The sequence below is a fragment of the Solitalea canadensis DSM 3403 genome, from assembly GCF_000242635.2.
GTDB lineage: Bacteria > Bacteroidota > Bacteroidia > Sphingobacteriales > Sphingobacteriaceae > Solitalea > Solitalea canadensis.
In genome coordinates this window covers 2,669,752-2,693,891 of the sequence record NC_017770.1, presented here as the reverse complement: position 1 = coordinate 2,693,891, position 24,140 = coordinate 2,669,752, and the positions used below count along the sequence as shown (strand labels likewise).

Annotated in this window: 18 protein-coding genes and 1 riboswitch; of the genes, 12 read left to right on the top strand and 6 right to left on the bottom strand. The window is 36.5% G+C overall.

Going from position 1 to position 24,140, the window contains the following annotated elements; all coding sequences use genetic code 11:
- Positions 1-136 precede the first annotated feature (136 nt).
- From SOLCA_RS11185 to SOLCA_RS11145, 10 genes are all read left to right on the top strand, one after another.
- Positions 137-1,384, top strand: a complete 1,248-nt coding sequence (locus SOLCA_RS11185) for a sulfate adenylyltransferase subunit 1 (RefSeq protein ID WP_014680556.1) — start codon at positions 137-139, stop codon at positions 1,382-1,384.
- A 197-nt stretch (positions 1,385-1,581) separates the two neighbouring features.
- Positions 1,582-1,995, top strand: coding sequence for an OsmC family protein (locus SOLCA_RS11180; RefSeq protein ID WP_014680555.1), 414 nt, complete (start codon positions 1,582-1,584; stop codon positions 1,993-1,995).
- A gap of 232 nt (positions 1,996-2,227) precedes the next feature.
- Positions 2,228-2,339: riboswitch (SAM riboswitch) on the top strand.
- Positions 2,340-2,454: 115 nt separating this feature from the next.
- Positions 2,455-3,627, top strand: coding sequence for a trans-sulfuration enzyme family protein (locus tag SOLCA_RS11175; RefSeq protein WP_014680554.1), 1,173 nt, complete (start codon positions 2,455-2,457; stop codon positions 3,625-3,627).
- A 65-nt stretch (positions 3,628-3,692) separates the two neighbouring features.
- A complete protein-coding gene (locus SOLCA_RS11170; protein ID WP_014680553.1) occupies positions 3,693-4,568 on the top strand; it encodes a DUF4349 domain-containing protein in 876 nt (291 codons plus the stop codon).
- 305 nt (positions 4,569-4,873) lie between these two features.
- The gene (locus SOLCA_RS11165; RefSeq protein WP_014680552.1) at positions 4,874-7,801 is read left to right on the top strand and encodes a TonB-dependent receptor; all 2,928 of its coding nucleotides are present in this window, start codon (positions 4,874-4,876) and stop codon (positions 7,799-7,801) included.
- 219 nt (positions 7,802-8,020) lie between these two features.
- The gene (locus SOLCA_RS23155; RefSeq protein ID WP_014680551.1) at positions 8,021-8,164 is read left to right on the top strand and encodes a hypothetical protein; all 144 of its coding nucleotides are present in this window, start codon (positions 8,021-8,023) and stop codon (positions 8,162-8,164) included.
- Positions 8,165-8,447: 283 nt separating this feature from the next.
- Positions 8,448-10,547: a HEPN domain-containing protein gene (locus SOLCA_RS11160; protein WP_014680550.1), complete on the top strand. Its 2,100-nt coding sequence runs from the start codon at positions 8,448-8,450 to the stop codon at positions 10,545-10,547.
- A gap of 27 nt (positions 10,548-10,574) precedes the next feature.
- Complete coding sequence (cobA, locus tag SOLCA_RS11155; RefSeq protein ID WP_014680549.1) at positions 10,575-11,357, top strand: uroporphyrinogen-III C-methyltransferase; 783 nt, start codon at positions 10,575-10,577, stop codon at positions 11,355-11,357.
- Complete coding sequence (locus tag SOLCA_RS11150) at positions 11,357-12,913, top strand: TSUP family transporter (RefSeq protein WP_014680548.1); 1,557 nt, start codon at positions 11,357-11,359, stop codon at positions 12,911-12,913. Before cobA ends, SOLCA_RS11150 begins: the two co-directional genes overlap by 1 nt.
- A gap of 256 nt (positions 12,914-13,169) precedes the next feature.
- Positions 13,170-13,619 (top strand): RrF2 family transcriptional regulator, encoded by a 450-nt coding sequence (locus tag SOLCA_RS11145; RefSeq protein ID WP_014680547.1) that lies wholly within the window; start codon positions 13,170-13,172, stop codon positions 13,617-13,619.
- 73 nt (positions 13,620-13,692) lie between these two features.
- On the opposite strand, the gene SOLCA_RS11140 is transcribed toward SOLCA_RS11145, so the two are convergent.
- From SOLCA_RS11140 to tgt, 6 genes are all read right to left on the bottom strand, one after another.
- The gene (locus SOLCA_RS11140) at positions 13,693-13,956 is read right to left on the bottom strand and encodes a hypothetical protein (protein WP_014680546.1); all 264 of its coding nucleotides are present in this window, start codon (positions 13,954-13,956) and stop codon (positions 13,693-13,695) included.
- Positions 13,957-14,075: 119 nt separating this feature from the next.
- The gene (locus SOLCA_RS11135) at positions 14,076-16,925 is read right to left on the bottom strand and encodes a TolB family protein (RefSeq protein ID WP_014680545.1); all 2,850 of its coding nucleotides are present in this window, start codon (positions 16,923-16,925) and stop codon (positions 14,076-14,078) included.
- Positions 16,926-17,570: 645 nt separating this feature from the next.
- Complete coding sequence (locus tag SOLCA_RS11130) at positions 17,571-18,476, bottom strand: DMT family transporter (RefSeq protein ID WP_014680544.1); 906 nt, start codon at positions 18,474-18,476, stop codon at positions 17,571-17,573.
- Positions 18,463-19,578, bottom strand: a complete 1,116-nt coding sequence (locus SOLCA_RS11125) for an LptF/LptG family permease (RefSeq protein WP_014680543.1) — start codon at positions 19,576-19,578, stop codon at positions 18,463-18,465. The genes SOLCA_RS11130 and SOLCA_RS11125 overlap by 14 nt, the downstream gene beginning before the upstream one ends.
- Before the next feature lie 100 nt (positions 19,579-19,678).
- On the bottom strand, positions 19,679-20,965 hold the full coding sequence (locus tag SOLCA_RS11120) for a helix-turn-helix transcriptional regulator (protein WP_014680542.1): 1,287 nt from the start codon (positions 20,963-20,965) through the stop codon (positions 19,679-19,681).
- Between the two features lie 51 nt (positions 20,966-21,016).
- The gene (gene tgt / locus SOLCA_RS11115) at positions 21,017-22,147 is read right to left on the bottom strand and encodes a tRNA guanosine(34) transglycosylase Tgt (protein WP_014680541.1); all 1,131 of its coding nucleotides are present in this window, start codon (positions 22,145-22,147) and stop codon (positions 21,017-21,019) included.
- 238 nt (positions 22,148-22,385) lie between these two features.
- Here tgt and SOLCA_RS11110 point away from each other — a divergent pair, with 238 nt between their 5' ends.
- Both SOLCA_RS11110 and SOLCA_RS11105 read left to right on the top strand, forming a co-directional pair.
- Positions 22,386-23,513, top strand: a complete 1,128-nt coding sequence (locus SOLCA_RS11110) for a glycosyltransferase (RefSeq protein ID WP_042479691.1) — start codon at positions 22,386-22,388, stop codon at positions 23,511-23,513.
- Complete coding sequence (locus SOLCA_RS11105; protein WP_014680539.1) at positions 23,504-24,109, top strand: RNA polymerase sigma factor; 606 nt, start codon at positions 23,504-23,506, stop codon at positions 24,107-24,109. The genes SOLCA_RS11110 and SOLCA_RS11105 overlap by 10 nt, the downstream gene beginning before the upstream one ends.
- Positions 24,110-24,140 lie beyond the last annotated feature (31 nt).

Sequence of the window (24,140 nt, the reverse complement as noted above, 5' to 3'; positions counted from 1 at the left end):
CCATGGACAATAGACTATGGTCAATAGATTTGCTTTTATAGCGACAAAAAACTATGGTCTATGGACTATGGTCTATCGACCTTTAAAAAAATCGGAGTAAATCTTTTCAACAATCAGTGTAATCCCAAAAAACAACATGGAACTACTCAAATTTTCGACCGCAGGAAGTGTAGATGATGGTAAAAGTACCTTAATCGGTCGTTTATTATATGATACAAACTCGCTTACTACCGACCAAATTCAGGCGGTTGAGGCGGCTAGTAAACGCAAAGGTTTTGATTATTTAGATTTATCATTACTTACAGATGGACTAAGTGCTGAACGTGAGCAGGGAATTACCATTGATGTAGCACATATCTATTTCAATACAGATAAACGCAAATTCATCATTGCTGATACCCCAGGACACGTTGAGTATACCCGAAATATGGTTACCGGTTCATCCAATTCTCAGCTTTCTATCATACTTATTGACGCTCGGAAAGGTGTAATTGAACAAACGCACCGCCATTTCTTTATTGCCAATCTATTGCAAATCCCTGAAGTGGTGGTTTGTGTAAACAAAATGGATTTGGTTGATTATTCAGAAGATGCATTCAATAATATCCGCATTGAATTTGAACAATTCGTAAAAGGGTTTGACCGTTTACATCAAAACCTAACCTTTATTCCGGCCTCGTCGCTTAAGGGAGATAACATTGTGAATCGTTCAGAAACAATGAATTGGTATACAGGCCCGACATTGCTTGAATACCTTGAAAATGTTGAAGTTAACAAAGATGAAAATACGAACGATGCTCGTTTCCCTGTTCAGTATGTAATTCGTCCGCATTCAGAAGAATATCACGATTTCAGAGGATATGCAGGTCGTGTGGCGAGTGGAAAATTCAGTGTGGGTGATGAAGTAATTGCATTCCCGTCGGGATTAACATCGAAAATCAAGCAAATCACCACATTTGATGGCGATCTGCAAACTGCAGAGGTTAAAAATGCAGTAACATTTTTGCTTGAAGACGAGATTGATATTACCCGTGGGAATTTAATTGCCAAGGTTGGTAATCAGCCAAAAGCCGACAAAGAATTTACAGCCCAGGTTTGTTGGATGGATACAACACCTTCAGTTCAGGGAGGAAAATATATTATTCAGCACAGTAATAATCGTGTAAAATCAATGCTTCGCGATGTCGACTTCATAGTAAATACAAGTACATTGGAAAAAGATACTGAACGTAAGCAGTTGAAGCTGAATGATATTGCACAAGTTCAGATCAAAACTGCACAACCGTTATTTTTTGATGCTTACGAACAAAACAAAGCGAACGGTTCCTTTATTATTATAGATGAAGGCACAAAAAATACAGTTGCTGCCGGAGTAATTTTGTAAAGGGGTAGATTTGAGATATTAGATATGAGATAGACTTTAAGTATGTACTAATCCTTCAGCTCATATTAACAATTAGATAGAGATAGGATAAGCTATTAATAGATAAGAGTCTCAAATCCCACATCTCAAATCTAATATTATTGATAATTTAGGTGCCTCGAATTTCAAAGCTGTAGAACTTAAATCAGGATCAAAGAATGAATATTAAACTGGAACGTAAAAACAACGCTTACCATTTCGAAGCTGTAAACGAGCAGGGAAATGTTGTAAATATAGATGCAAATCCGTCAATAGGAGGAGAGAACAAAGGTTTTCGTCCGATGGAAACGCTTTTAGCGGGTTTAGGAGGATGTAGCGCTATTGATGTTATCTCGATACTTACAAAGCAAAAAGAACCGTTAAAAGACCTTAAAATCAGCATTGACGCCAAACGTGTAGATGGAGAAATTCCTTCATTGTTTGAAGTGATCAATGTTGAATATCATTTCTTCGGAGACTTAAATACAGAAAAGATCGAAAGAGCTTTGGCTCTTACCTACGATAAATACTGCTCAGTAGCTCAGATTTTAGGTAAAACAGCTAAATTAAGCTATACTTATAAGCTTAATTAGATGTGAGATATGGGATATGGAATTTGAGATTTCTTAATAAGATAGATTTTCCAAATCCCATATTTATATTCAAATACGAGGTTATGTCAGATGGATTTTCTCAGATACCATATCTCAAATCTCAAATTTAGATTGAAATTTTTCTCAAATCTAATATCTCACATCTCAAATCTAAATCCTATATTTGCAGCCACTTTGAATTACTCCTTAGCATTCCACTAAGTTACTGTAGTTCTTATAAAGAAGAGGCGAGAGAACAGGCTCTAAGACCCTCTGGCAACCGCCGCATACGGAAAGGTGCCAAATCCTGCCCAAATAATTGAGTTTATTGGGAACTATAAAAATTACAGGATCATGAATTTACAATTAAATTTATTAAGGAATTTTGGCGATGTTACCTACCGTGATGTCTCAAATCTCTCATCCTATATTTCAAATTCTAAAATTTAATCTAACAGAATGTCAAATTTCGAAACCAACGCTATTCGTATTCAAACAGAACGCTCAGGGGCAAAAGAGCATTCAGCACCTATCTACCTAACTTCAAGCTATAAATTTGATGACGCGGAAGATATGCGCGCGCTTTTTGCAAATGAACGGGAAGGAAATATCTACAGTCGTTATTCAAATCCAAATACTTCTGAATTGATTGAAAAAATGGCCATTTTGGAAGGTTCTGAAACAGGATGGGCAACTTCAACAGGTATGGCAGCTATTTTCACCACTTTCGCTGCTTTCTTAAAGTCCGGCGACCATGTTTTGTCGAGCCGTTCGGTGTTTGGTTCAACTCATCAGTTATTGGTAAATGTATTTCCTAAATGGGGGGTAACATCAACCTATGCTGATTTGGATAAACCGGAAGAATGGGAAAACCTTATTCAGCCAACTACGAAAATGATTTTTGTGGAGACACCCTCTAATCCGGGAATCGATATTATCGACTTGGAATGGTTGGGTAAATTTGCGAAAAAACACAATGCTATTTTAGTGGTAGATAATTGTTTTGCAACACCTTATCTGCAACAACCTATCAAATATGGAGCAGATCTTTCTATTCACTCTGCTACAAAATATATCGACGGTCAGGGTCGCACCTTAGGCGGTTTAATACTGGGAAGTCAAAAATTGATTGCTGAAATAGAGGGATTCGCCCGCCATTCAGGTCCGGCTATGTCGCCGTTCAATGCATGGATGCTTTCGAAAAGCCTTGAAACATTAGCTGTCCGCATGGACCGCCACTGTGATAATGCACTTAAGGTAGCCGAGTTTTTGGAAGCTAACCCGGAGATTGAGTTGGTTAAATATCCATTATTAAAATCTCACCCTCAATATGAAATTGCTAAAAAACAAATGAGAGCGGGAGGGGGCATTGTAACCTTTGTGGTTAAAGGAGGTTATGATCGCGCAAGTAAGTTTATGGATGCATTAAAAATGTTTTCTATCTCAGCAAACTTAGGAGATACGCGCTCAATTGCAACGCATCCGGCATCAAGTACGCATTCAAAGTTAACCGAAGCTGAACGTCAACAGGTTGGCATCAATCAGGGAACTGTTAGGGTGTCTATTGGTTTAGAGCATATCGACGATATTCTGAAAGATATTAAACAAGCATTAGAAGTTTCGAAGCTTTAAATAACTTTTATACATAATAAGTAATTGTTATGTTTGATAGTTAATATTTAAAGCATTAAAACATTATGCCCAATTTTAAAACGCAATTTTGGAGAATAAGTAAATGGTTTGGAGCTGTTTTTATTCTCCTTTTTATTTTTAGGTTGATTTATGGATATGTTGCAGGGGGATCTGTTAATTATAACAATAATTACAGTGAAGATTTTTTTAGCAGCATTGAAAACCTTAGAAAGAACTATGCTTCAGAAAAGATTTTAATTAAAGGGGCTAATTATCAGGCAGTTCCATCTTTATCGACCAATCAAAAGTTTGAAAAAACGGCCTCTATAAAAACAAAATCTTCTGAATTTGAAAAAGATGATAAACTAATTAAAGGCAAAACCAAATCGTACAGTGCTGTTATTCAATACGAACAGAATGTGGGGCAGCAGGGGAACAGGCAACTTCATTTAGTCATTGGAGTTAATCCAGCAAAATTTGATAGTTTTTATGTTGATATTCAGAAAATTGGACTTGTTAAGACAAAGGAAATTACCAAAGTCGATAAAACAAACGAGTACAGGCAACTAAATGCAAAGAAAGTTTCAATTGAGAAAACGTTACAATCATTAAATGAGCTGAAATCCAGAGGGGGAGAAATAACTGATTTTATAGCGTTGAATGATAAGATATTAGAAACAGAAGAGAAGCTTCAGGAACTTGGGGTTGAGTTAGGTAATTTTGATTCTGAAAATGAATTTTGTACAGTCAAACTCTCACTCTATGAAGGAGCAACTGAAAAGAAAATCGGCCTGTTTCACAGAGTGAAAGTGTCATTAGAGTGGACAATTAAATACTTTGCAATTATTGTATTTATTTCACTCGTACTTTCCCTTACAATATTCGTTTTACTTTTAATTGCCGATAAACTTAAAGTAATGAACCTCTTAAATAATAAATAAAATAATCGCCATAAAGGCTAAAAAAGCGTTTTTTAGGGTGTTTTATTAAATACCCTAAATTTTTTTTAAAATAATCTACTTAATCTGTAGGATTTATATATATTTGTCTTGTTAACTTTTAATTAAGAAGAAAGCTACGCTCAATCTTTCTTCCAAATCAACCTAATAGAATACAAATGAAAAGCAAATCGACAGCACTACAGCTCTATGATTGTTGTTGCTAAAACAAGCGATAAAAGGTAATACCTATTTCAGGTATTACTAATTACAACTATTTATTATTCAACCAACTAATACTTAATAGAATGAAAAAATCATTACTAATAGCTATCCTTTTGACCTTTTCGTTGAGGTTACTAGCACAAGATGCAATATTGATAAGTGGTACCATTAAAGATAAAGATTCCCACGAAGCATTAAGTGGTGTATCAGTAAGGGTAAAGGGAACCAATTCAGGTACGTCAACTAATAACGACGGACGATTTGAATTAAAAACACGTCAGAAACTTCCTTTTGTGTTGCAAGTGTTTTTAGTGGGTTTTCAGAGCCAGGAGTTTGAGGTGAAGGATATTAATCAATCCATCGCTTTAAACCTTTCAAGCATTAATATACAGGCAAATGAGGTGGTGGTTACTGCTTCCAGAGTAGAAGAAAGTATTTTAAAATCGCCTGTGGCAATTGAAAAACTGGATATAAGAGCGATCAAACAATCTCCGGCTCCTACTTTTTACGATGCCTTAGAAAACGTTAAAGGAGTACAAATGACCACTTCTAGCTTAACATTCAAAGTGCCCAATACACGCGGATTTAACATTCCTAATAACTTTCGCTTTATGCAACTGGTGGACGGTGTTGATATGCAAGCAGCTACATTAGGTGTTCCGCTTGGTAATGCTATCGGTCCAACAGAGTTAGATATTGCAAGCGTTGAAATCACTCCCGGTGCAGCTTCTGCATTATACGGCATGAATGCCATTAATGGTATGTCTAACCTATTGACTAAAAGTCCGTTTGTTTACCAGGGATTAAGTGTTTATAGTAGAAATGGTATCAATCATATTGAGGGAACAGGAAGGGATGTAAGCAATCTTACGGAAACTGCTCTTCGTTATGCTAAAGCGTTTAATAATAAATGGGCGTTTAAAGTGAACTTTAGCTACATGAAAGGCACGGATTGGCTTTCAGATACTCGCCTTGATCAAAATCCTAATAACTTAAAAACGGCCAATCCCGCTTATCCTGCTCTTGATGGTGCTAATAATGCTGTATTTGATGGCTGGAATAAGTATGGAGATGATGCTTTGGCTGGAAGTAATACAGTGTCATTAACAGGATTAACTATTGATGGTAAACCTAATCAAACACTTACTGTTGCCCGCACTGGTTACTGGGAAAAAGACTTGGTAAGCCCTAACGTTGATAACTTAAAATTTGACGCAGCATTACATTATCGTATTACAGATAATCTGGAAGCCTCATATTCTTATCGTTTTGGAAAGATGGACGGAGTTTTTCAGCGCGGAAATAAAATTCAATTAGATAATGTGATTGTTCAGAATCATAAAGTAGAATTAAAAGGAAGTAATTTCCTGATCCGTGGTTATATGTCGTTAGAAGATACCGGAGATTCATTTAATGTGAAGCCATTAGCTGATAATATGGATTTGTATAGTGGAGGTAGCGGTACAGCATGGGCCGCGAAATTTAAAACGGCTTTAAACACTTATGGTATTGATCATGGTGGTGCACTTACCTCAGAAAATCTTGCGGCTGCTACACAATTCGCTCGGCAGGCAGCAGATGCAAGTCGTGTGCAACCTGGAACACAAGCCTTTCAGGATTTGAAAAACACTATCATTGGTATCAATAACTGGGACATTAAATCTGCAACTATTCCGGATGCTCCGGAAACAGGTGGTGCTGCTTTGGTTCAAAAAAGCCGTTTGTATAATGTTGAAGGCCAATGGGATCTTTCAAAACAAGTTAAATATTTTGATTTGTTGATTGGTGCTGATGCCCGTATTTATGACATTATTCCAGATGGAAACAATTTTGTGGATTTTTCAAGACCAATTGAAGATCGTAATAAGCCATTAGCTGACGGAACCTTTGGTAATGATGTTTCTTACAAGAAGTTTGGTGGTTTCGCACAGGTTACCAAGACTTTCTTTCAGGAAAAACTGAAATTATTTGGTTCTGTTCGTATGGATTATAATCCTGAATTCGATCCAAAATTAACTCCTCGTATTGCAGCGGTTTATACGCTTTCTGAAAAACATAATTTCCGTGTAACCTTCCAGCAAGGTTATCGTTTCCCTGCATTGTTTGAGGCACTTTCTTATGTAAATAACGGTCGTGTAAAACGTGTTGGTAGTCTTCCGTACATTAACGAAGGACTTGGATACCTGGATAACAGCTATACACAAGCTTCAGTTGTTAATTTTAACGCAGCCGTTAAAGCTGCTGGCAATACGGATGCTGCTGCATTAGCTAACAGAGATTTATTAAAGGTGGCAAACCTTCCTGATGCGGGCCCTGAGCGTATCAATTCATTTGAAGTTGGTTATAAAAGCATCTTGTTCAATAATAAACTGGTTGTTGATGTGGATGCTTATACCAATGATTACACTGGCTTTTTAGGGCAAGTACAGGTTTACGTTCCAAAAGGAGAAACTGTTGGTTCTGATGCTGCTGTAATTGCGATGGTTGACCGTAATCGCGATCCAAATCCGGGAACAGGAGGGAACGCAGCAAGCAAGGGACAAGATCGTTACCGTGTTTATACCAATGCTAAAAATACCTACCGCAACTATGGTTCTGCGCTTGGAATTACCTACAACTTCTACAAACGCTACACTGTTGGCGGTAATGTAAGCTTCAATAAAATGAAGGCTAATGAAACTTCAGACATTTTTGTAACCGGCTTTAATACGCCTGAATGGTCTGGAAATGTTTCATTTGGTAATAGGGAAGTGGTTAAAAATGTGGGTTTTAGTATTATCTATAAATGGCAACAATCATTCTTGTGGGAAAGTCCGCTTGTAACCGGAACTGTTGATGCTATTCATACATTCGATGCACAGGTATCATTGGCAATTCCTCAGGCAAAAGCCAGTGTGAAAGTTGGGGGAACTAACTTGTTCAACAGAAACTATATTCAATATGCCGGAGGACCTACTTTGGGTGGAGTGTATTATGTTGCGATAACGTTTGATGGACTACTGAATAAATAAAAAAAATATAGCTGATAGCTATTAGCAGTTAGCTAACTAAAAGATGTTCTTAATTACTTAGAGCGTAATTAATTACGATTGGTTGATAATAGGCGTAATGAAGAAAGAGATTTCCATTACGCCTTCTTTCACTCAATGGATTTTACACTGTATTGTATTACAGTTGTTTATGTTACAATAAAATGACAACTTTTCCTTTTCACCATCGTAAAAGGAGGTATGAAAAAGATTAAAGAAGCTGTTGAGGCTTTTAAAAAAGGCGAAGAGATTGTAATAGAATTTAAGTTTACATTTGATGAACGTCATCTCCTTTTATTAGGCGGAATTCTAACAATTGTAGTGGTTAATCTACTGACGCTATAAAAATATTCTCACATCTTTCCTTCCTAAATGCACAGTATTTTTTACTGCTGAACTCTTTTTGCTACAAAATTTTCTGAAAATTTCTTTTTATTGATATTACTAATTAAAAGAAGAATAATACTCATTTGTTGCTTAAATGGCAATAAATATGATTGTTATTTGATAAATTGATATTTTTTACATCATTTTACTGTAACATTGCTACATTTTGTTTTGATTCTTAAAATAAAGGTCTTATAATTGCATAATAATCCAGTAAATCCATAGACTATATAAATACAATATGCAAAGCTTCAGGACAGAACTTGAGAACCCAGTCGTAGAGCGTGATATAATTGAATTGGAACGTAAGATCCGATTATATCGCGACGGGAAAATTGACGAGGAAAAGTTTCGTAGTCTGCGACTTGCACGCGGCATATACGGCCAGCGTCAACAAGGTGTGCAAATGGTGCGTATTAAATTACCGTATGGTAAGGTTACTACGCAACAATTGGAGCGCATTTGTCAGGTTTCGGATGAATATTCTCGTGGTAATCTGCACATTACTACACGTCAGGATATACAGATCCACTATGTGAGCCTGGATCGTACACCCGAATTATGGGCTGAGCTAGAACGGGATGATATTACTTTGCGTGAAGCATGTGGTAATACCGTACGTAATGTTACAGCTTCTGCAACGGCAGGAATTGATCCTAAAGAATTGTTCGATGTTTCTCCATATGCACAGGCTGCATTTGAATATTTCTTACGCAATCCTGTGTGCCAGGAGATGGGCAGAAAGGTAAAAATTGCCTTTTCATCTTCTGAATCAGATACTGCTTACACTTTTATGCACGATTTGGGTTTCATTCCTAAAATAAGAGTGGTAAATGGTAAAGAGGAAAGAGGTTTTAAAGTGATGCTTGCAGGAGGATTGGGTTCGCAACCTTATTTAGCTGAAGTAGCATTTGAATTTTTGCCTATTAATCAGATTATTCCTTTTTCTGAAGCGGTATTACGTGTTTTTGATCGTTATGGCGAACGTACTAAACGTCATAAAGCAAGGATGAAATATTTGCTACAAGATGTAGGTTTAGACGGGTTTTTAAAATTAGTTGAAGAAGAGCGTCTTGCTTTAAAATATAAAGTGTATGAAATCGATGGTACTGTAACCTCAGAACTTCAACCTCCCGCAATTATTGAATTGCCTGATTTTGAGCTTTCTGATTGGCAGAAGTATGACAAATGGTTAACTACCAATGTGTTTCAGCAAAAACAGACAGGCTATTTTTCTGTAGGGTTGAAAATTGCGAATGGAGATATCAAAACTCCTGTCGCACGTCAGCTTATTCAAATAATTAACGAATTAACAGCCGATGAAATAAGATTGACGAATACACAGGGGATACTTTTGAAGTATGTACCTGCTGTTCATCTTCCTTATTTGTTTCAAAAACTGAATGAAATCGGTTTAGCCGAAATCGGCTTTGAAAGTACAGCTGATATTACTTCTTGCCCTGGTACAGATACCTGTAACTTGGGAATTTCTAACTCCACAGATATTACCCGTGAGTTGGAAAAAGTGATTTATGATGAATATCCGGAGTTTATCTACGGTAATGATATTTCCATTAAAATTTCTGGCTGTATCAATTCATGTGGACAACATGCGATGGCAGCTATTGGTTTCCACGGTTCTAGCATGAAAAAAGATAAACTGGTTTTACCTGCATTACAGGTACTTATCGGTGGCGGTGTTTTAGGTGACGGAGCAGGTGCTGTTGCAGATAAAGTGATTAAAGTGCCTAGCAAACGTGGTCCGGATGTATTGAGATTGCTGTTGAATGATTATCAGGAGAATAGAAACGAAGGTGAGTATTTCCTTAGCTATTATCAGCGTCAGGGTAAAATTTATTTCTATGATTTGTTAAATCCGCTGACGGATATGGATAAGATCACTGATGATGATTTTATCGACTGGGGACAAACAGCTCCTTATGTTCAGGCAATAGGTGTCGGTGAATGTGCGGGTGTTACGATTGACTTAGTAGCTACATTGCTGCTTGAGTCGGAGGAAAAAACAGCCAATGCGCAGGAGGCTTTTGAAAAAGCAGAGTATGCAGATAGTATTTACTATGCATATACTTCATTCATTAACACGGCTAAGGCTATTTTGACTTCAGAAGGCATCAAAACAAATACTCAAAGTGGAATTATCAAGGACTTTGATTTGAATTTTGTTCAGAGTGAAAAAGTAAAATTGCCTGTTTCGTTTGAGGAATTGGTTTACCAAATCAATAAAGATGAACCTACGGCAGATTTTGCAGCCTATTATTTGGATCAGGCTCGTGGTTTTACTCAATTGATTAAAACTTACAGAGAAGCTGCTTTAGCTTAATGGTTCTACGTTTTAAAGGACAATAAAATGCAGATTAACAATAAACATATACAACCTAAACTTACCTTGGTAGGTGCAGGTCCTGGTGATCCGGATCTGTTAACCATCAAGGGGTTAAAAGCTTTGGCTGATGCTGATGTAGTGTTGTTTGACGCTTTAGCGAATGAAGAGTTATTAAAATATGCTTCAAAACAAGCTGAATTGATCTCTGTAGGAAAACGTGCTGGTAAGCATTCAATGAAGCAAGAAGAAATAAATCAGCTAATTGTTAAAAAAGCGCTACAAAAAGGTCATGTTGTTCGCTTAAAAGGTGGGGATCCGTTTATTTTTGGACGTGGATACGAAGAAATCGATTATGCTGAAGCATTCGGTGTTGAAACAGCTGTTGTTCCTGGTATTTCTTCTTTTTATTCAGTTCCTGAATTACAAAAGATACCAGTTACTGCCCGAGGAACCAATGAAAGTTTTTGGGTAGTTACCGGAACAACTGCATCCGGCGAACTTTCTAAAGATATTCACCATGCTGCTCAATCTTCAGCCACGGTTATTATTCTGATGGGAATGAATAAATTGGCGGAAATTGCGCATGCTTTTTTGGTGAATGGCAAAAGTGAAACACCTGTTGCTATTATTCAGAATGGGTCACTTCCGGAAGAGAAGGCAGGTTACGCAACTGTTGAAACAATGGTTGATATGGCAAAAGATCAGAATCTGGCTAATCCGGCCATTATCGTTATAGGCGAGGTGGTTCGGTTGGGTCGCAATTCATATTTATTTGAACAACTAGCGTCACTTAAGAAAGAAAATTGATGGAAGAATTAGTAGAGCTTGAGAAAAACGACCAACCCGATTCAACGGTTGTGCACCATCCGTATTTAGGTCACGACCGTGAAAGAAATAATCTTTTTCCAGTCTTTTTGAAGTTGGAAAAGCTGAATACGCTAATCGTTGGCGGCGGAAATGTTGCACTTGAAAAGCTGCGTGCAGTGATCAGCAATAGTCCCGATGCTAATATTGAGGTTGTAGCTAAAGAGTTTAATCCTGAAGTGAAAGAATTTTTGGATGAATACGAGATTAGTTATGAGCAAAAAGCGTTTGATGCCACTGATTTGGAGGATATTGATTTAGTTATTGTTTCGGTGAATGATCGGAACGCAAGCGCCGAAATTCAGAAGATTTGTACTGAACGCCATATCCTGGTAAACGTTGCTGATACTCCTGATATTTGTGATTTCTACCTGAGTTCAGTAGTTCAAAAAGGTAATCTGAAATTAGCAATTTCCACGAATGGTAAATCACCAACCATTGCAAAACGTGTAAAAGAAGTGCTTAATGATGCGTTTCCATATGAAATTGACGATGTACTTAATAATATGGAAGTTATCCGGAAGAAACTCGATGGAGATTTTGCGGATAAAGTGCGTCAGTTAAACGATATTACGTCAGTTTTAGCAGTTAAAACTGAACCTGAAACTAAGAAACGCCGTAAAATTGTTAATCTTTTAACGTATATTTTTTCTGCAGTTGGCTTAACAATTTTAGGTTTTCTTGCTGGAAAATATGCCACTATTGATAATTATACTGTGGCAGAAGGCTGGTTAAGCAGCCATGTAACTTCCGAAATTTTCATTTTCATTATTGGAGGTTTTATCGCACAAATGATCGATGGGGCCCTAGGAATGGCCTATGGGGTTAGCGCAACTACGTTCTTAATGTCGTTCGGAATTACTCCGGCAGCTGCAAGTGCCAGTGTGCATGCATCCGAGATCTTTACAACCGGAGTTTCCGGTATCAGTCACCTTAAATTTGGTAACGTAAATACGAAACTGTTTAAAACACTGGTAATTCCAGGGGTATTAGGTGCTATTATGGGAGCGTATATTTTGTCTTCATTGCAAGAATATGCAGACTATATGAAACCTTTAGTGGCTACTTATACGCTTATTTTAGGTATTGTGATTATCCGTAAAGTGATTAAGAAACGCATCGTTAAGAAGAAGCTGAAAAGAATAGGTTGGTTAGCCGGTATTGGAGGTTTTCTGGATTCTGTTGGCGGTGGCGGCTGGGGACCTATTGTTACTTCAACACTTATTGCAAGTGGTCGTCATGCGCGTTATACGATTGGATCTGTTAATCTTACAGAGTTTTTTGTATCATTCGCGAGTTCAGTTACTTTTATTCTTGTTTTAGGCTTAAATCACTTCCAGGTTATTGCCGGATTAATTATAGGTGGTTCAATTGCAGCACCAATTGCGGCTCGTTTATCAAGTAAATTACCTGTTAAAACTATTATGCTGGCAGTGGGAATTATCGTAATTCTCGTTTCACTACGCATTATCATTATGATGGTAGGTAAATATATTTAATGAAATTACAGGCTTAATAGGTATGAACTGATTAACACCAGTTCATACCTATAAGTACTATAGAAAATCCTCAGAATAGAAAATCCCTTTCAATCCTATCCTTCCCAAGCAACCCGAAAGGTTAACTCCACCTTAAAATAGTTCATTTCATTAAATCATTTAAAAACAGGCTACTAAATTAATAGGTTTGGTATTTTTTCAATTTTGGGTTACATTTGGTTAATTTGCACTTTTAACTTACTTAACTAAGAATAAATTGTTATCCAAAAAGACTAAATACGCTATTAAAGCATTGGTGGCTCTGGCTAAGAATGAAACGAATAACCCTATGCTTATTGCTGATATCGCTAAAAACGAGCAGCTGCCCAAAAAATTCCTTGAGGCAATTCTTTTGGAGTTAAAGCATAATGGTTTTGTAAGCAGCAAAAAAGGCGCGGGAGGTGGCTATTATATGTTAAAGCCAGCCGAAGAAATAAGCCTTTCTGCTATTATTCGTATCGTTGACGGGCCAATTGCGATGCTTCCTTGCGTGAGCTTAAATTTTTATGAGCGTTGTGAGGAATGTAAAGACGAGATTACCTGTGGTATCAGGGATGTGGCAAAAGATGTAAGGGACGCTACATTGAAAATCTTACTCGAAACCAGTATTGCAGATATTATTAAAAGAGAATCCGATTTAGCAGACCACGCTAAAGTGGAAAAATAATCTAGATATTAAGGGGCTTCATTTTAGATAAATGAAGCCCCTTCTGTTTGCTAATACTGCTAAATAATTATGTCTATTGAAGATAGCTTTTATCTTCGTCGCTCAAATTTTTCTCATTATTTGGAGCGTTCAACGTTGTGTTGGTGATTTTTCTTTGGCGGTAAGCCGCAAAATATCCCATCAAAAAACACAGAATTGCCATTGACGCCATCAACAAAATAAAGGATACTCTAACGTCCCACATTAAAATTCTGACGTTGACATCACTAGTATTCTGCATAAAGATTACTGTCAGTAAAATCGTTACAACAATAATAAAGATCGTTTTAAAGCTCATGTGGTAGTTATTATATAGGCTAATTTATTAGTTACAATTGAGATTTAGGCATAAGAGTTAAGATTCATTCAAAAATATTCAAGTATAAATGCTCAACTTTCCAATCGCTATTCTCATTATTATAGTGTAAAGTTAAATATTAACTGAAAAACAGGTGAATTAATACCCTTATCTGTAAAGAAAATCACCTTGGTGCCGATATCATAATTTGGCAGATAATAGCGCAATAGGTTACAATCTGCACGCAATTCCACTCCATATGACTTAAATTCTCCTGAAGAGGTGATGTTTTCTGCATCAGCAAAGAATCCTCCTTTAAAACGTTTTATGTAGGCAAAACGACTCAGCTCCCAGTCTGGATAAAATAACGGAAACCGGTATCTTAACAGTAAAGTACTCTCTAATGGAGAAGTTCTGCTGATATTACCGGCGCCAGATACTTCAGGAATTTCTACGGCACTTTGATAAATGCCAGTGTTATGCTGATAGTTAAACGAAGCTAAAAATGAATGATGCTTAAATAATCCGGGAAAGAAAAAGCTACTTTCTACAGTAAATATCGATCCATCTAACTGGTCGTCGAAGGGTAACGAATTATACCTTATGCTAATTTGCTCACCCCATTTCGGATTAATATCACGTGCACTTCTGCGGGCAGTCCTGTAAAAATAGAGTGTATTATCAATAGGAAAATTGATGGTTTTAACTAAATTTTTAGGTCCTCCATTAATATCATATCTGGATATATAACTAATCTCCGAGGTGAATCCAACACTGTAATTGTAATTCGATTTATAGAATGACAGTGGAATTGAAACACTAAAATCGAACTTGTTTTCTCTGAATGAAAACTCCCGGAATGTCTCCTTGTTATTGATCAGGGTGTCAAAAACAGCAGTCCTTTTACGATTATTATAATTTAATGAGAAGATCGGGAAGAACTTTTTGTAAGCAATGCTGGCATTGTATTCACCTGATTTAACCGACTGATCATAAGAGTAGCCAAGGGTAATTCCCATTGTATTTAACAGGTTGTTGGATTTAAGGCTAATTCCAGCCGTGTAGTTGTCGTTTTCGCCCGCTTGGGTGTATGGACTTAAGCTGTGAAAGTTAATTAAATGTGAGGCTTCTTTATAGGGTGTTATTTTATAAGATAATGACGGAAAGCTGTCCAGAATGGATTTACCCTGTTCTCTGGCAATCATGGGCTTGTAATATTGAATAAATTCAGATGGCGTCTTTTCCGGATTAATGGCTGTAGTTTCACCCGTAGGTATAGCAGAAATGTTAAGTCCGGTTTTTACAAAATCATTAAATAGTATACGCTGATTGTATTGGTCAATTGATGGATTGTAAACACCGATGCCTGCATTGGTAAGCTGACTATTCGTTTTTGAAGCAGTATCGAAACAATAAATATTATCGATACCGTTATAGGAAGAATGATAAATAATCTTTTCTCCAAAGAAAACAGGGCGCAACGACTGCTTGAAATCCCATGTTAACAATAGCTTTTCTCTATTTTCAGTAAGGTCATAAACAGCAATATTTCTCCCAAGGTTAGAAGAAACTGCGTAAACTAATTGATCCCCATTTGCATTAAAAGAGGGCGTTTGCAGAAAGTAGTTAGCAGCGTTTTCCAGTGTTTTTATCTCTTCACCAGTCTCCGCATTTAGTAGCACAATATTGAAATTGTTGGCTTCAGAAATTTTTACAGCAGCTATAGTTTTGCCATTTGAGGATAGTGCAGGAGAAAAATATTTCGACTGTTTGGTGAGTTGCTTAAAGGTTTTCGAAGTAAGATTGTAGGTACAAATAACCGAGTAAGTGTGGTACTGAAAGCGCGGGTCATACCTGATTTCATCCCAAACAAGTGTATTATTTTTTAAATCAAAGTGAGGTGTTAACTGCGGGCCTATTGTTAGCATCTTCTTTTCATGTCCGTTTTTATCAATTTTTACAAAAGATGCAACATCCGCCAAGCCCTTTTTTAGACAAATGATTTCATTGGAATCAAGCGCCTTCGGCAGTTCATAATCTGTAGAAACGGAGTTTTTTCGGATATTAATCGGATTGTAAGTGATCGATTTGGTATCAGTTAACTGCTTTTGCCAGTTGTTTTTTAGGTCAGCAACCGCTTGATGAAAAAATTGATTAGTACTGTATCCTGTAAAATGACGTAATGAATTGGAAAATGGCCAGGGAATATAAAATTTGTTTTTAGCCCTGGTAAATAAAGCATTATACACAGAATCTCCGTAATCCCGACGCATTTTTGCCGACATAAAATAGCCTAGTCTATAGTAGTCAGGAATATTATCTTTTAACGACCCGAAATAATATTTAGAATAACTGTATTTAGCACCTGATAATGTGTTTGCCCTGAATTCTTTTTCCCAATCGGGCAAGCGACCACGACCCGAGCTACTCAATACGGTTTCGGTAACTACGGCATCTCCTTCAATGAACCAAATCGGAAATACTCCTCCAAAAACGGCAAACTGAATTTCTTCAATTAAAGGAATATTAATACCGGATGTAGTTTTATCAATTTGAACCACATGTCGAAGTTCATGTACAGCCAGACTATTAATCCAGTCGTTAGGTTCTAAATCTTGTGGTGGTGTAGTGTAAAACTCGGAGTGTCGGGGAGCTAGTGTTACAAAACCATTGCTAGATACCGATTGGTTTTGAAGAATGATTGAAATTTTACGGCTTTTGGTTTTTAGCGATCGTCCGACATAATTATATAAATGTTCTAACACATTTGCAGTCCGTTCAGCTTCCTTCTCAAACCCGGAAGGGAAGATCACCTGGTAGTTTTCTGTTTTGATTTGTTTCCATTTTAGGCTGGGAGGGTTCTGACCATTGTCAAAAACTTGCCCAAAAACAGCAAGTGAAGCATTTGTTAATATAAGTGTTGTTAATATGCTGATAAATAAATATTTAAACCTGTATAAATGCCTCATTTTCAGTGTTTTGCTAAATATGTTAGTTTCGATCGCTTTTTTATGTAAAGTATTACGGTAAATAATATACTTAAGTAGTTGATTTATTGATTTTTATTATCAAATATTTTTTGATATAAATTCAATTTTCGAAACCTAAAATACTGTATTTTTTTTGAATATAACCGCAAAGGCGCTGAGTCGCAAAGATTTTTGAAAGCAGAAGATGATTTCATTTTTAAGGCAGGGTATAAGCGTGCTGAGAAATAAAGTTAGTAGCACACAAAGGCACCAAGACGCAAAGTTTTATAGAAGGTTGTCCACTAGGGGGATAGCTTTTTTACAAGCCAGCGATCTAATTATTAGATATTTACGGGTACGTTCTTTAATCATTCTAACGAATTCAAATTAATCTAATCCATTCGGGGACTATTTATTTTCTTCAACATTTTCTCTGACAGTCTTGAATTATCTCCGTCGATCTTTACCCGTTTTCTTACCTATTCACCCACAAAAAAGCTATCCCATAATGGACAGCCTTACTATAAAACTTTGCGCCTTAGCGGTTATACCTTTTCCCTCATATATATCCACAAAAAAAGGCCATCCTTCAAGTGGACAGCCTTTCTATAAAACTTTGCGTCTTAGCACCTTAGCGGTTATACTTTAAACGTTAATCCCCAGTTTAGCTTCCTTATAAGCGTCTATACGTCGTTTGGCAAAAGGGTAGAGCACAACCGCAGCAATTACGATAGCGGCCCCAATATAAAAGCCCATAGTCATCGTTTCCTTGTCTTTAAAGATGAGTAAAGCCAGGATCACGCCGTATACAGGCTCCAGATTAGTTACCAGTGCAACCGTATAAGCAGTAAGTTCTTTCATAACAGCAATACCTACAACATAGGCAAATGCGGTACAAACAATGCCTAGCAACAACAAGTAAATAATATCAGCATTTGACAATGCTAAATTTGCGGGATTAGTAAAATGACCAGTAGCTAATAAAAATATACTTAATCCGATCCAGCCTCCACCTAATTCATAAAAGCTAATCACCACCGGATCTTCACGTTTTACCAGTTTTGCATTCAGAATATTAAAAATACAGGCCAATAATGAAGCCAATAAGCCGTAAATGATTCCCCATGTGTATTGACCTTCAAAATGGAAAATAAATGTAATCCCTACAACGATCAGAATACCGGTGATAATATCCAATGCAGAGATTTTAGTTTTCATGAAAATTGGCTCCAGAATACCTGTGAACAGCGTTTGAGAAGATAAACAGACCAAGGCTACAGAAACTGTGGAGATTTTAATGGAATGAAAAAACATAATCCAATGGAGGGTAACCAGAATTCCTACAGAAACTAACTGAAACAGATCGCTTCTTTTTACCTTAAAGCTTTTTTTCTTTAGTACAATGAAAATTAACAGCGCTACAGCAGCAATAATTACCCGATACCAAACCAATGATAACGCAGAAACTGATATCAGCTTGCCTAAAATGGCAGTGAAACCCCAAATTAACACCGTAAAATGGAGTTTGAATAAATTGTTATTTAGGAGCAATTTTGTAAAGATATATAGCTAATGAACCGAAAATAATGTGCGGTACCCAAGCCGCGATATATGTAGGCAAATCTCCCTTGGTAGAGAATATTTCAGCAAACTGCATCAAAATGATATAGGCAAAAGAACAGCCAATGCCAATTCCTAATGGTAAACCAACACCCCCTCTTACTTTTTTCGACGATAGGGTTACAGCCATCACCACTAAAATAAAAATTGAAACAGGTGTTGTAAGTATTCTCCAGCGGTCCATTTCGTATTTGGATACGTTTCCTGTGCCTCTGAGTTCCTCTAATTCAATCTGACGGTTTAATTGAGGCAATGTCATAGAGCCGCGTGTATCATCTTGTTTTTCGAAATCGCGGGTACTTAGGTTTAATTTCATGAAAAGCTTGTCTCCGCCTTCCATTCTTTCTTTTAAGCCATTATTGTGTCTGATGGAGTAATTTTCAATTTTCCATTCTTTTTTGGTAGTATCCCAGGCAATTCGGTTGGCAACAAGCTTGTAATAAAGTGTATCGCCTTTAAACTTTTCTAAAGTGAATTTATAACCGCTGTTATCCTTAATGTTATAACTCTGGATATATGCGTAACTGTGCTCATCCAGCTTAAAATGCCTGTTTTGACCTTTGTATTCATATTTTGTATGAATATAGGTGTGTTCAAAATCTAGTTTTGTGCGAGTAGAAGGTGGAATAATGTAAGCATTGGCAATAAAGCTGACAACAGCAAGAAATGCAGCCGTAATAAAATAGGGATACAAAAAGCGGAAATAACTAACTCCACTGCTCAGAATAGGAACAATTTCTGTGTTATTAGCCATTTTAGCCGTAAAGAAGATCACCGCGAGAAAAATAACCACAGGACTTAATACACTCACATAAAACAAAACGAAGTTCACATAATAGTCGAGCACGATTTGTTTGAAAGTTGCACTTCCCTTTAAAAAGTCGTCAAGCTTTTCCGAAATATCGAAAATTACAATAATGATGATAAAAATGGCAAGGCCGAAAAAGAATGTACCCAAAAACTTTTTGATGATATGCTCATCCAGTTTAGTGATATTCAGCAGTTTCTTGAATTTATTGATAATACTTTTCAAAAGAGATCAAAATTTTGGCAAGTGGCAAATTTAATAGTTAATCATGAATTATACCGATGCATTTCACAAAGGTTAATGATTTAACGCTAATTGATTTAGGCTAAAGCTTGCTTTTTATGATATCCAGATCTTTTTGAATCTTTAAAAGTTGGAAATAGAGCTCATTAAAGCTGTTTTTCAACTGATCAACTGAAGCCGTAATTTTTAAGTTAAATTCCCAAACTTCCTTCACTGCAGCTATTTTCTGCACCTCATTTGCAACGGTTTCGTTATCGGTGAGCAATATTAGTTCAGCCGAAGCCTTAATACAATTGATAATCCGGCGAATAATGATTCTTTTGTCGTTTACGATGATGTATAAGTGATTGTTCTTAATCTCGTTAAAGTCATCCAATTTAACTCCTATTACAAGGTCGCCTTCAAAAAATAAAGGTTCCATTTCACGGCCAGTAATTTCAAAAGCTCTAAAATCGCCAGCTTCTAGTCCCGGAATTGATAATTCAGGTAGAGAACCGATAAAATCTCTTTTATCCAATTGTTGGATATAGCCTTTGACTACATGTTTATTTACCACAGCAATTCCATTCGCAGTTTTACTCTTTTTAATAGCAGGAGGAGTGTCGGCAATACTGGATTTAACAGTAGCCGCTTTTACTGGAATTTCAGGAGTAATTTCCGGTTCTTTTACCTGTATATTTTCAGTGGTTAAAATATTGACTGGTTGGACCTTACTTTCCGATATTTCAATGGTTGATTCAGGTGAATTTTCAGAGGCTTTATGCGTAGAATATTCCTTACCAATGGCAGGAGTACTGTCAAATAAGCTATTCTCAGGGGCTTTGTTTTTAACCGGAAAATCAGGCTTTTTGGGTAAAGATTGGTCGTTAATCGTACTGGAAACAGGAGTAGAAGCAATATTCGTTGAATACTTGAATATTTCATTCAAATCAGCCTTGATAAGAATAAGGTAGCTAATGAATTGGAATGGAATAAACTTCTTTAAACCGGCCTCTAACTGTGAAATATCACGTTGGGAGAGGCCGGATCTATCTGAAGCCTGTTTTTGGGTAAAACCGGCCTTTTCTCTAGCTTTTTTGAATATTGAATAGTCAAATTGAATAGAAACAGGATCAATGGAGCGAATACTACCTAATCTATCTTGAATCAAATTTTGAATATTCAAATTATTCGAAAACAGAATATTCAAATTTACGTTATTAATATTCAAAAATAGGATGTATTCAAGCGGAAAGAACTTCTTAAGCCCCGATTCCAGCTGTGAAATGTCCCTTTGGCTAATTCCAGAGGCATTAGCAGCCTCTTTTTGTGTTAAACCTAATTGCTCCCGGGCAACCCTTAAATGGCTAAATTCAAAATCTGTATTCATAATTTGAATATTCAAATATTGAAAACAGATTCAATAAATGAATATTCAAATTTATAATCTTTTTCCCATATCAACAACCATTTTATTCTTCCATTGAATAAAATCTCCTTGAATAATATGTTTTCTAGCTTCTTTTACTAACCACAAATAAAAATGCAAATTATGTAAGGTTGCGATTTGCGCACCTAAAATCTCCTTAGATTGCAATAAATGCCTTAAATAAGCTTTTGTATAAACCTGGTCAGCATACAGGTCGCTGGTTTCATCTATCGGCGAAAAATCGTTCTTCCACTTTTCATTCTTAATATTGATGATACCGTGTTGGGTAAACAACATACCATTACGGGCATTACGAGTAGGCATCACACAATCAAACATGTCAACACCTAATGCTATACACTCTAAAATATTCATTGGCGTACCCACACCCATTAAGTAACGAGGTTTGGCCTTTGGTAAAATATTACATACCAGTTCTGTCATTTCATACATCTCCGGAGCCGGTTCACCTACTGATAAACCACCGATCGCATTTCCTTCACGTTCAAAAGAAGCAATCGTTTCTGCAGATTGTTTACGGAGATCTTTAAAGGTACTTCCTTGAACAATCGGGAAAAGTGTCTGATTATATCCATATAAACCTTCTGTACTATCAAAACGATCGCAGCAGCGCTTAAGCCACCGATGAGTCATTTCCATTGATTTGCGTGCATAGGTATATTCGCATGGATAAGGAGTACATTCATCAAATGCCATTATAATATCAGCTCCAATCACACGCTGTATATCCATTACATTTTCAGGAGTGAACAAATGCTTTGATCCGTCGATATGCGATTGAAATGTAGCGCCTTCTTCTTTGATCTTTCTGATATCAGATAAGGAGTATACCTGGTAACCACCGCTATCAGTTAGTATCGGGTGTTCCCATCCATTAAATTTATGTAAACCACCTGCCTTTTGTATGGTGTCCAAACCCGGACGCAGGTATAAGTGGTAGGTATTACCTAAAATAATCTGTGCCTCTATATCATCTTTTAATTCGCGTTGATGAACGGCTTTAACCGTTCCTGCCGTACCTACAGGCATAAAAATCGGGGTTTCAATTGTACCGTGGTCGGTTTGCATTAAACCGGCTCTGGCACTTGAACTATTATCAGTTACTACTAAATCAAACTTCATGAAATGCTTTTTGCTAAAATTTTCAACCCGCAAATATAGTGTTTAGTTATGAGTAAGGCTTTTGAAGACAAAAAGGGAGGTAGGAAAGTGTAAAAAGAGAACTTTGTCTTGTTGTGGCAATCACTTATAAATCAGCAATTAGGGGCTGATATTGCACACTTTTGTGCAATTAATTTATCAACAACTCATGAACATTAGAATTAAAATGTTTTCTTTGCCCATATTTTTTTATCAAACCATGCCTATAGAACTTACGCCTTTATCCATAACATTATTGGCTGTTTTAACGGCAACTTTTCTTATTAACTGTGCCTATTTGTTTTTATTGTATAACAAGTTTGCATTTAAAAAACAGGAGGAAAGTCGCCTTGTTAAAAACGAGCCGGTAAGCATTGTTATTTGTGCCCGTAATGAATCCGCGAATCTGGAAAAAAACCTTCCTGCTATTTTAGAACAGGATTATCCGGAGTTTGAAGTTATTGTTGTAAACGATTGTTCTTACGATGACTCAAAAGATGTGTTGGATGCTATCGCGGCCAAATATAAAAACCTGCGCATTGTTCAACTGGAAGAAAATGACAAATACAGACACGGTAAAAAATTCGCTTTAACCTTAGGAATTAAGGCTTCAAAATATGACTTATTATTATTAACGGATGCTGATTGTTTACCGCTAAGCAACCTATGGGTAGCTAAAATGGTGGAGAATTATAATAATGACACGGAAATTGTTTTAGGTTACTCACCATATAGTAAACAATCGGGTTTTTTAAATAAGTTCATTCGTTTCGAAACCTTTATGACGGCATTAAATTATTTATCTTTTGCCAATGCCGGAAAACCTTATATGGGAGTAGGTCGTAACCTGTCATACAGAAAAGACTTATTTTTCAGAAATAAAGGTTTTGCAAGTCATATGCATTTACCTTCTGGTGATGATGATTTGTTCGTAAACGCTCACGCAACGGCTTTAAACACTCGCATTGAGGTTTCTAAAGAGGCTGCGATGCTAAGTGAACCTAAAAATACATTTAGTGAGTTCTGGCAACAAAAGCGCAGACATATGAGCGTTGGTAAATTTTATAAGCCTTATCACAAATGTATGTTGTCGATCAGAACAATTAATGCATTATTATTTTACGGTGTATTTATTGCAGCGTTAATTTTGAAGATTAATTACGAAGTTGTACTTACTATATTTGGTTTACATTTAATATTTTTAACTATAACTTATAGAAAAGCCATGCAAAAACTTCAGGTACAAGATCTTTGGTTCTTCTCGTTTTTGTATGATTTTGTTTATAACTTATACTTAGTGTTAATGACTTTGGTTAAACCTTCTGCAAGTAAAGTTCGATGGAAATAAATCCTAATTTCTCCACCAATGCAGTAAACGACTTAAACCTCGTTAAGCAAGCAATTGAAGGTGACCAAAAAGCCTATGGGGCTTTGATGTCGCGTTACAGAGATTCGATTTATTTTATGTTGCTGAAAATGGTCAATAATAAGGAAGATGCCAACGACCTTACGATTGAAACATTTGCGAAAGCATTCAGAAATCTGGATAAGTATCAACCAACATTTGCCTTTAGTACCTGGTTGTTTAAGATAGCAACCAATAACTGTATTGATTTTCTTAAAAAGAAACGTATTGCAACATTATCGATTGATGAACCAATGGATGATGATGAAGAGTCGGGAAAAAGCTTTGATGTTGCCGGGTATACTCCAACTCCTGAAGAAAGTATTATCCGTAAACAAAAAGCTGCATTATTAAAAAATGTTGTTGAAGGCTTGCCTATCCGTTATAAGCGTTTGGTGATCTTGCGCTATTTTGAAGAATACTCATACGAAGAAATAGCAAAAGAACTTGATCTGCCTTTGGGAACAGTAAAAGCGCAGTTGTTCCGTGCCCGTGATCTCTTATTTAATACACTCCGAAATACAAAAAATAATATATAGTTACATTGGGTAACAATGTAAGCTATAAATC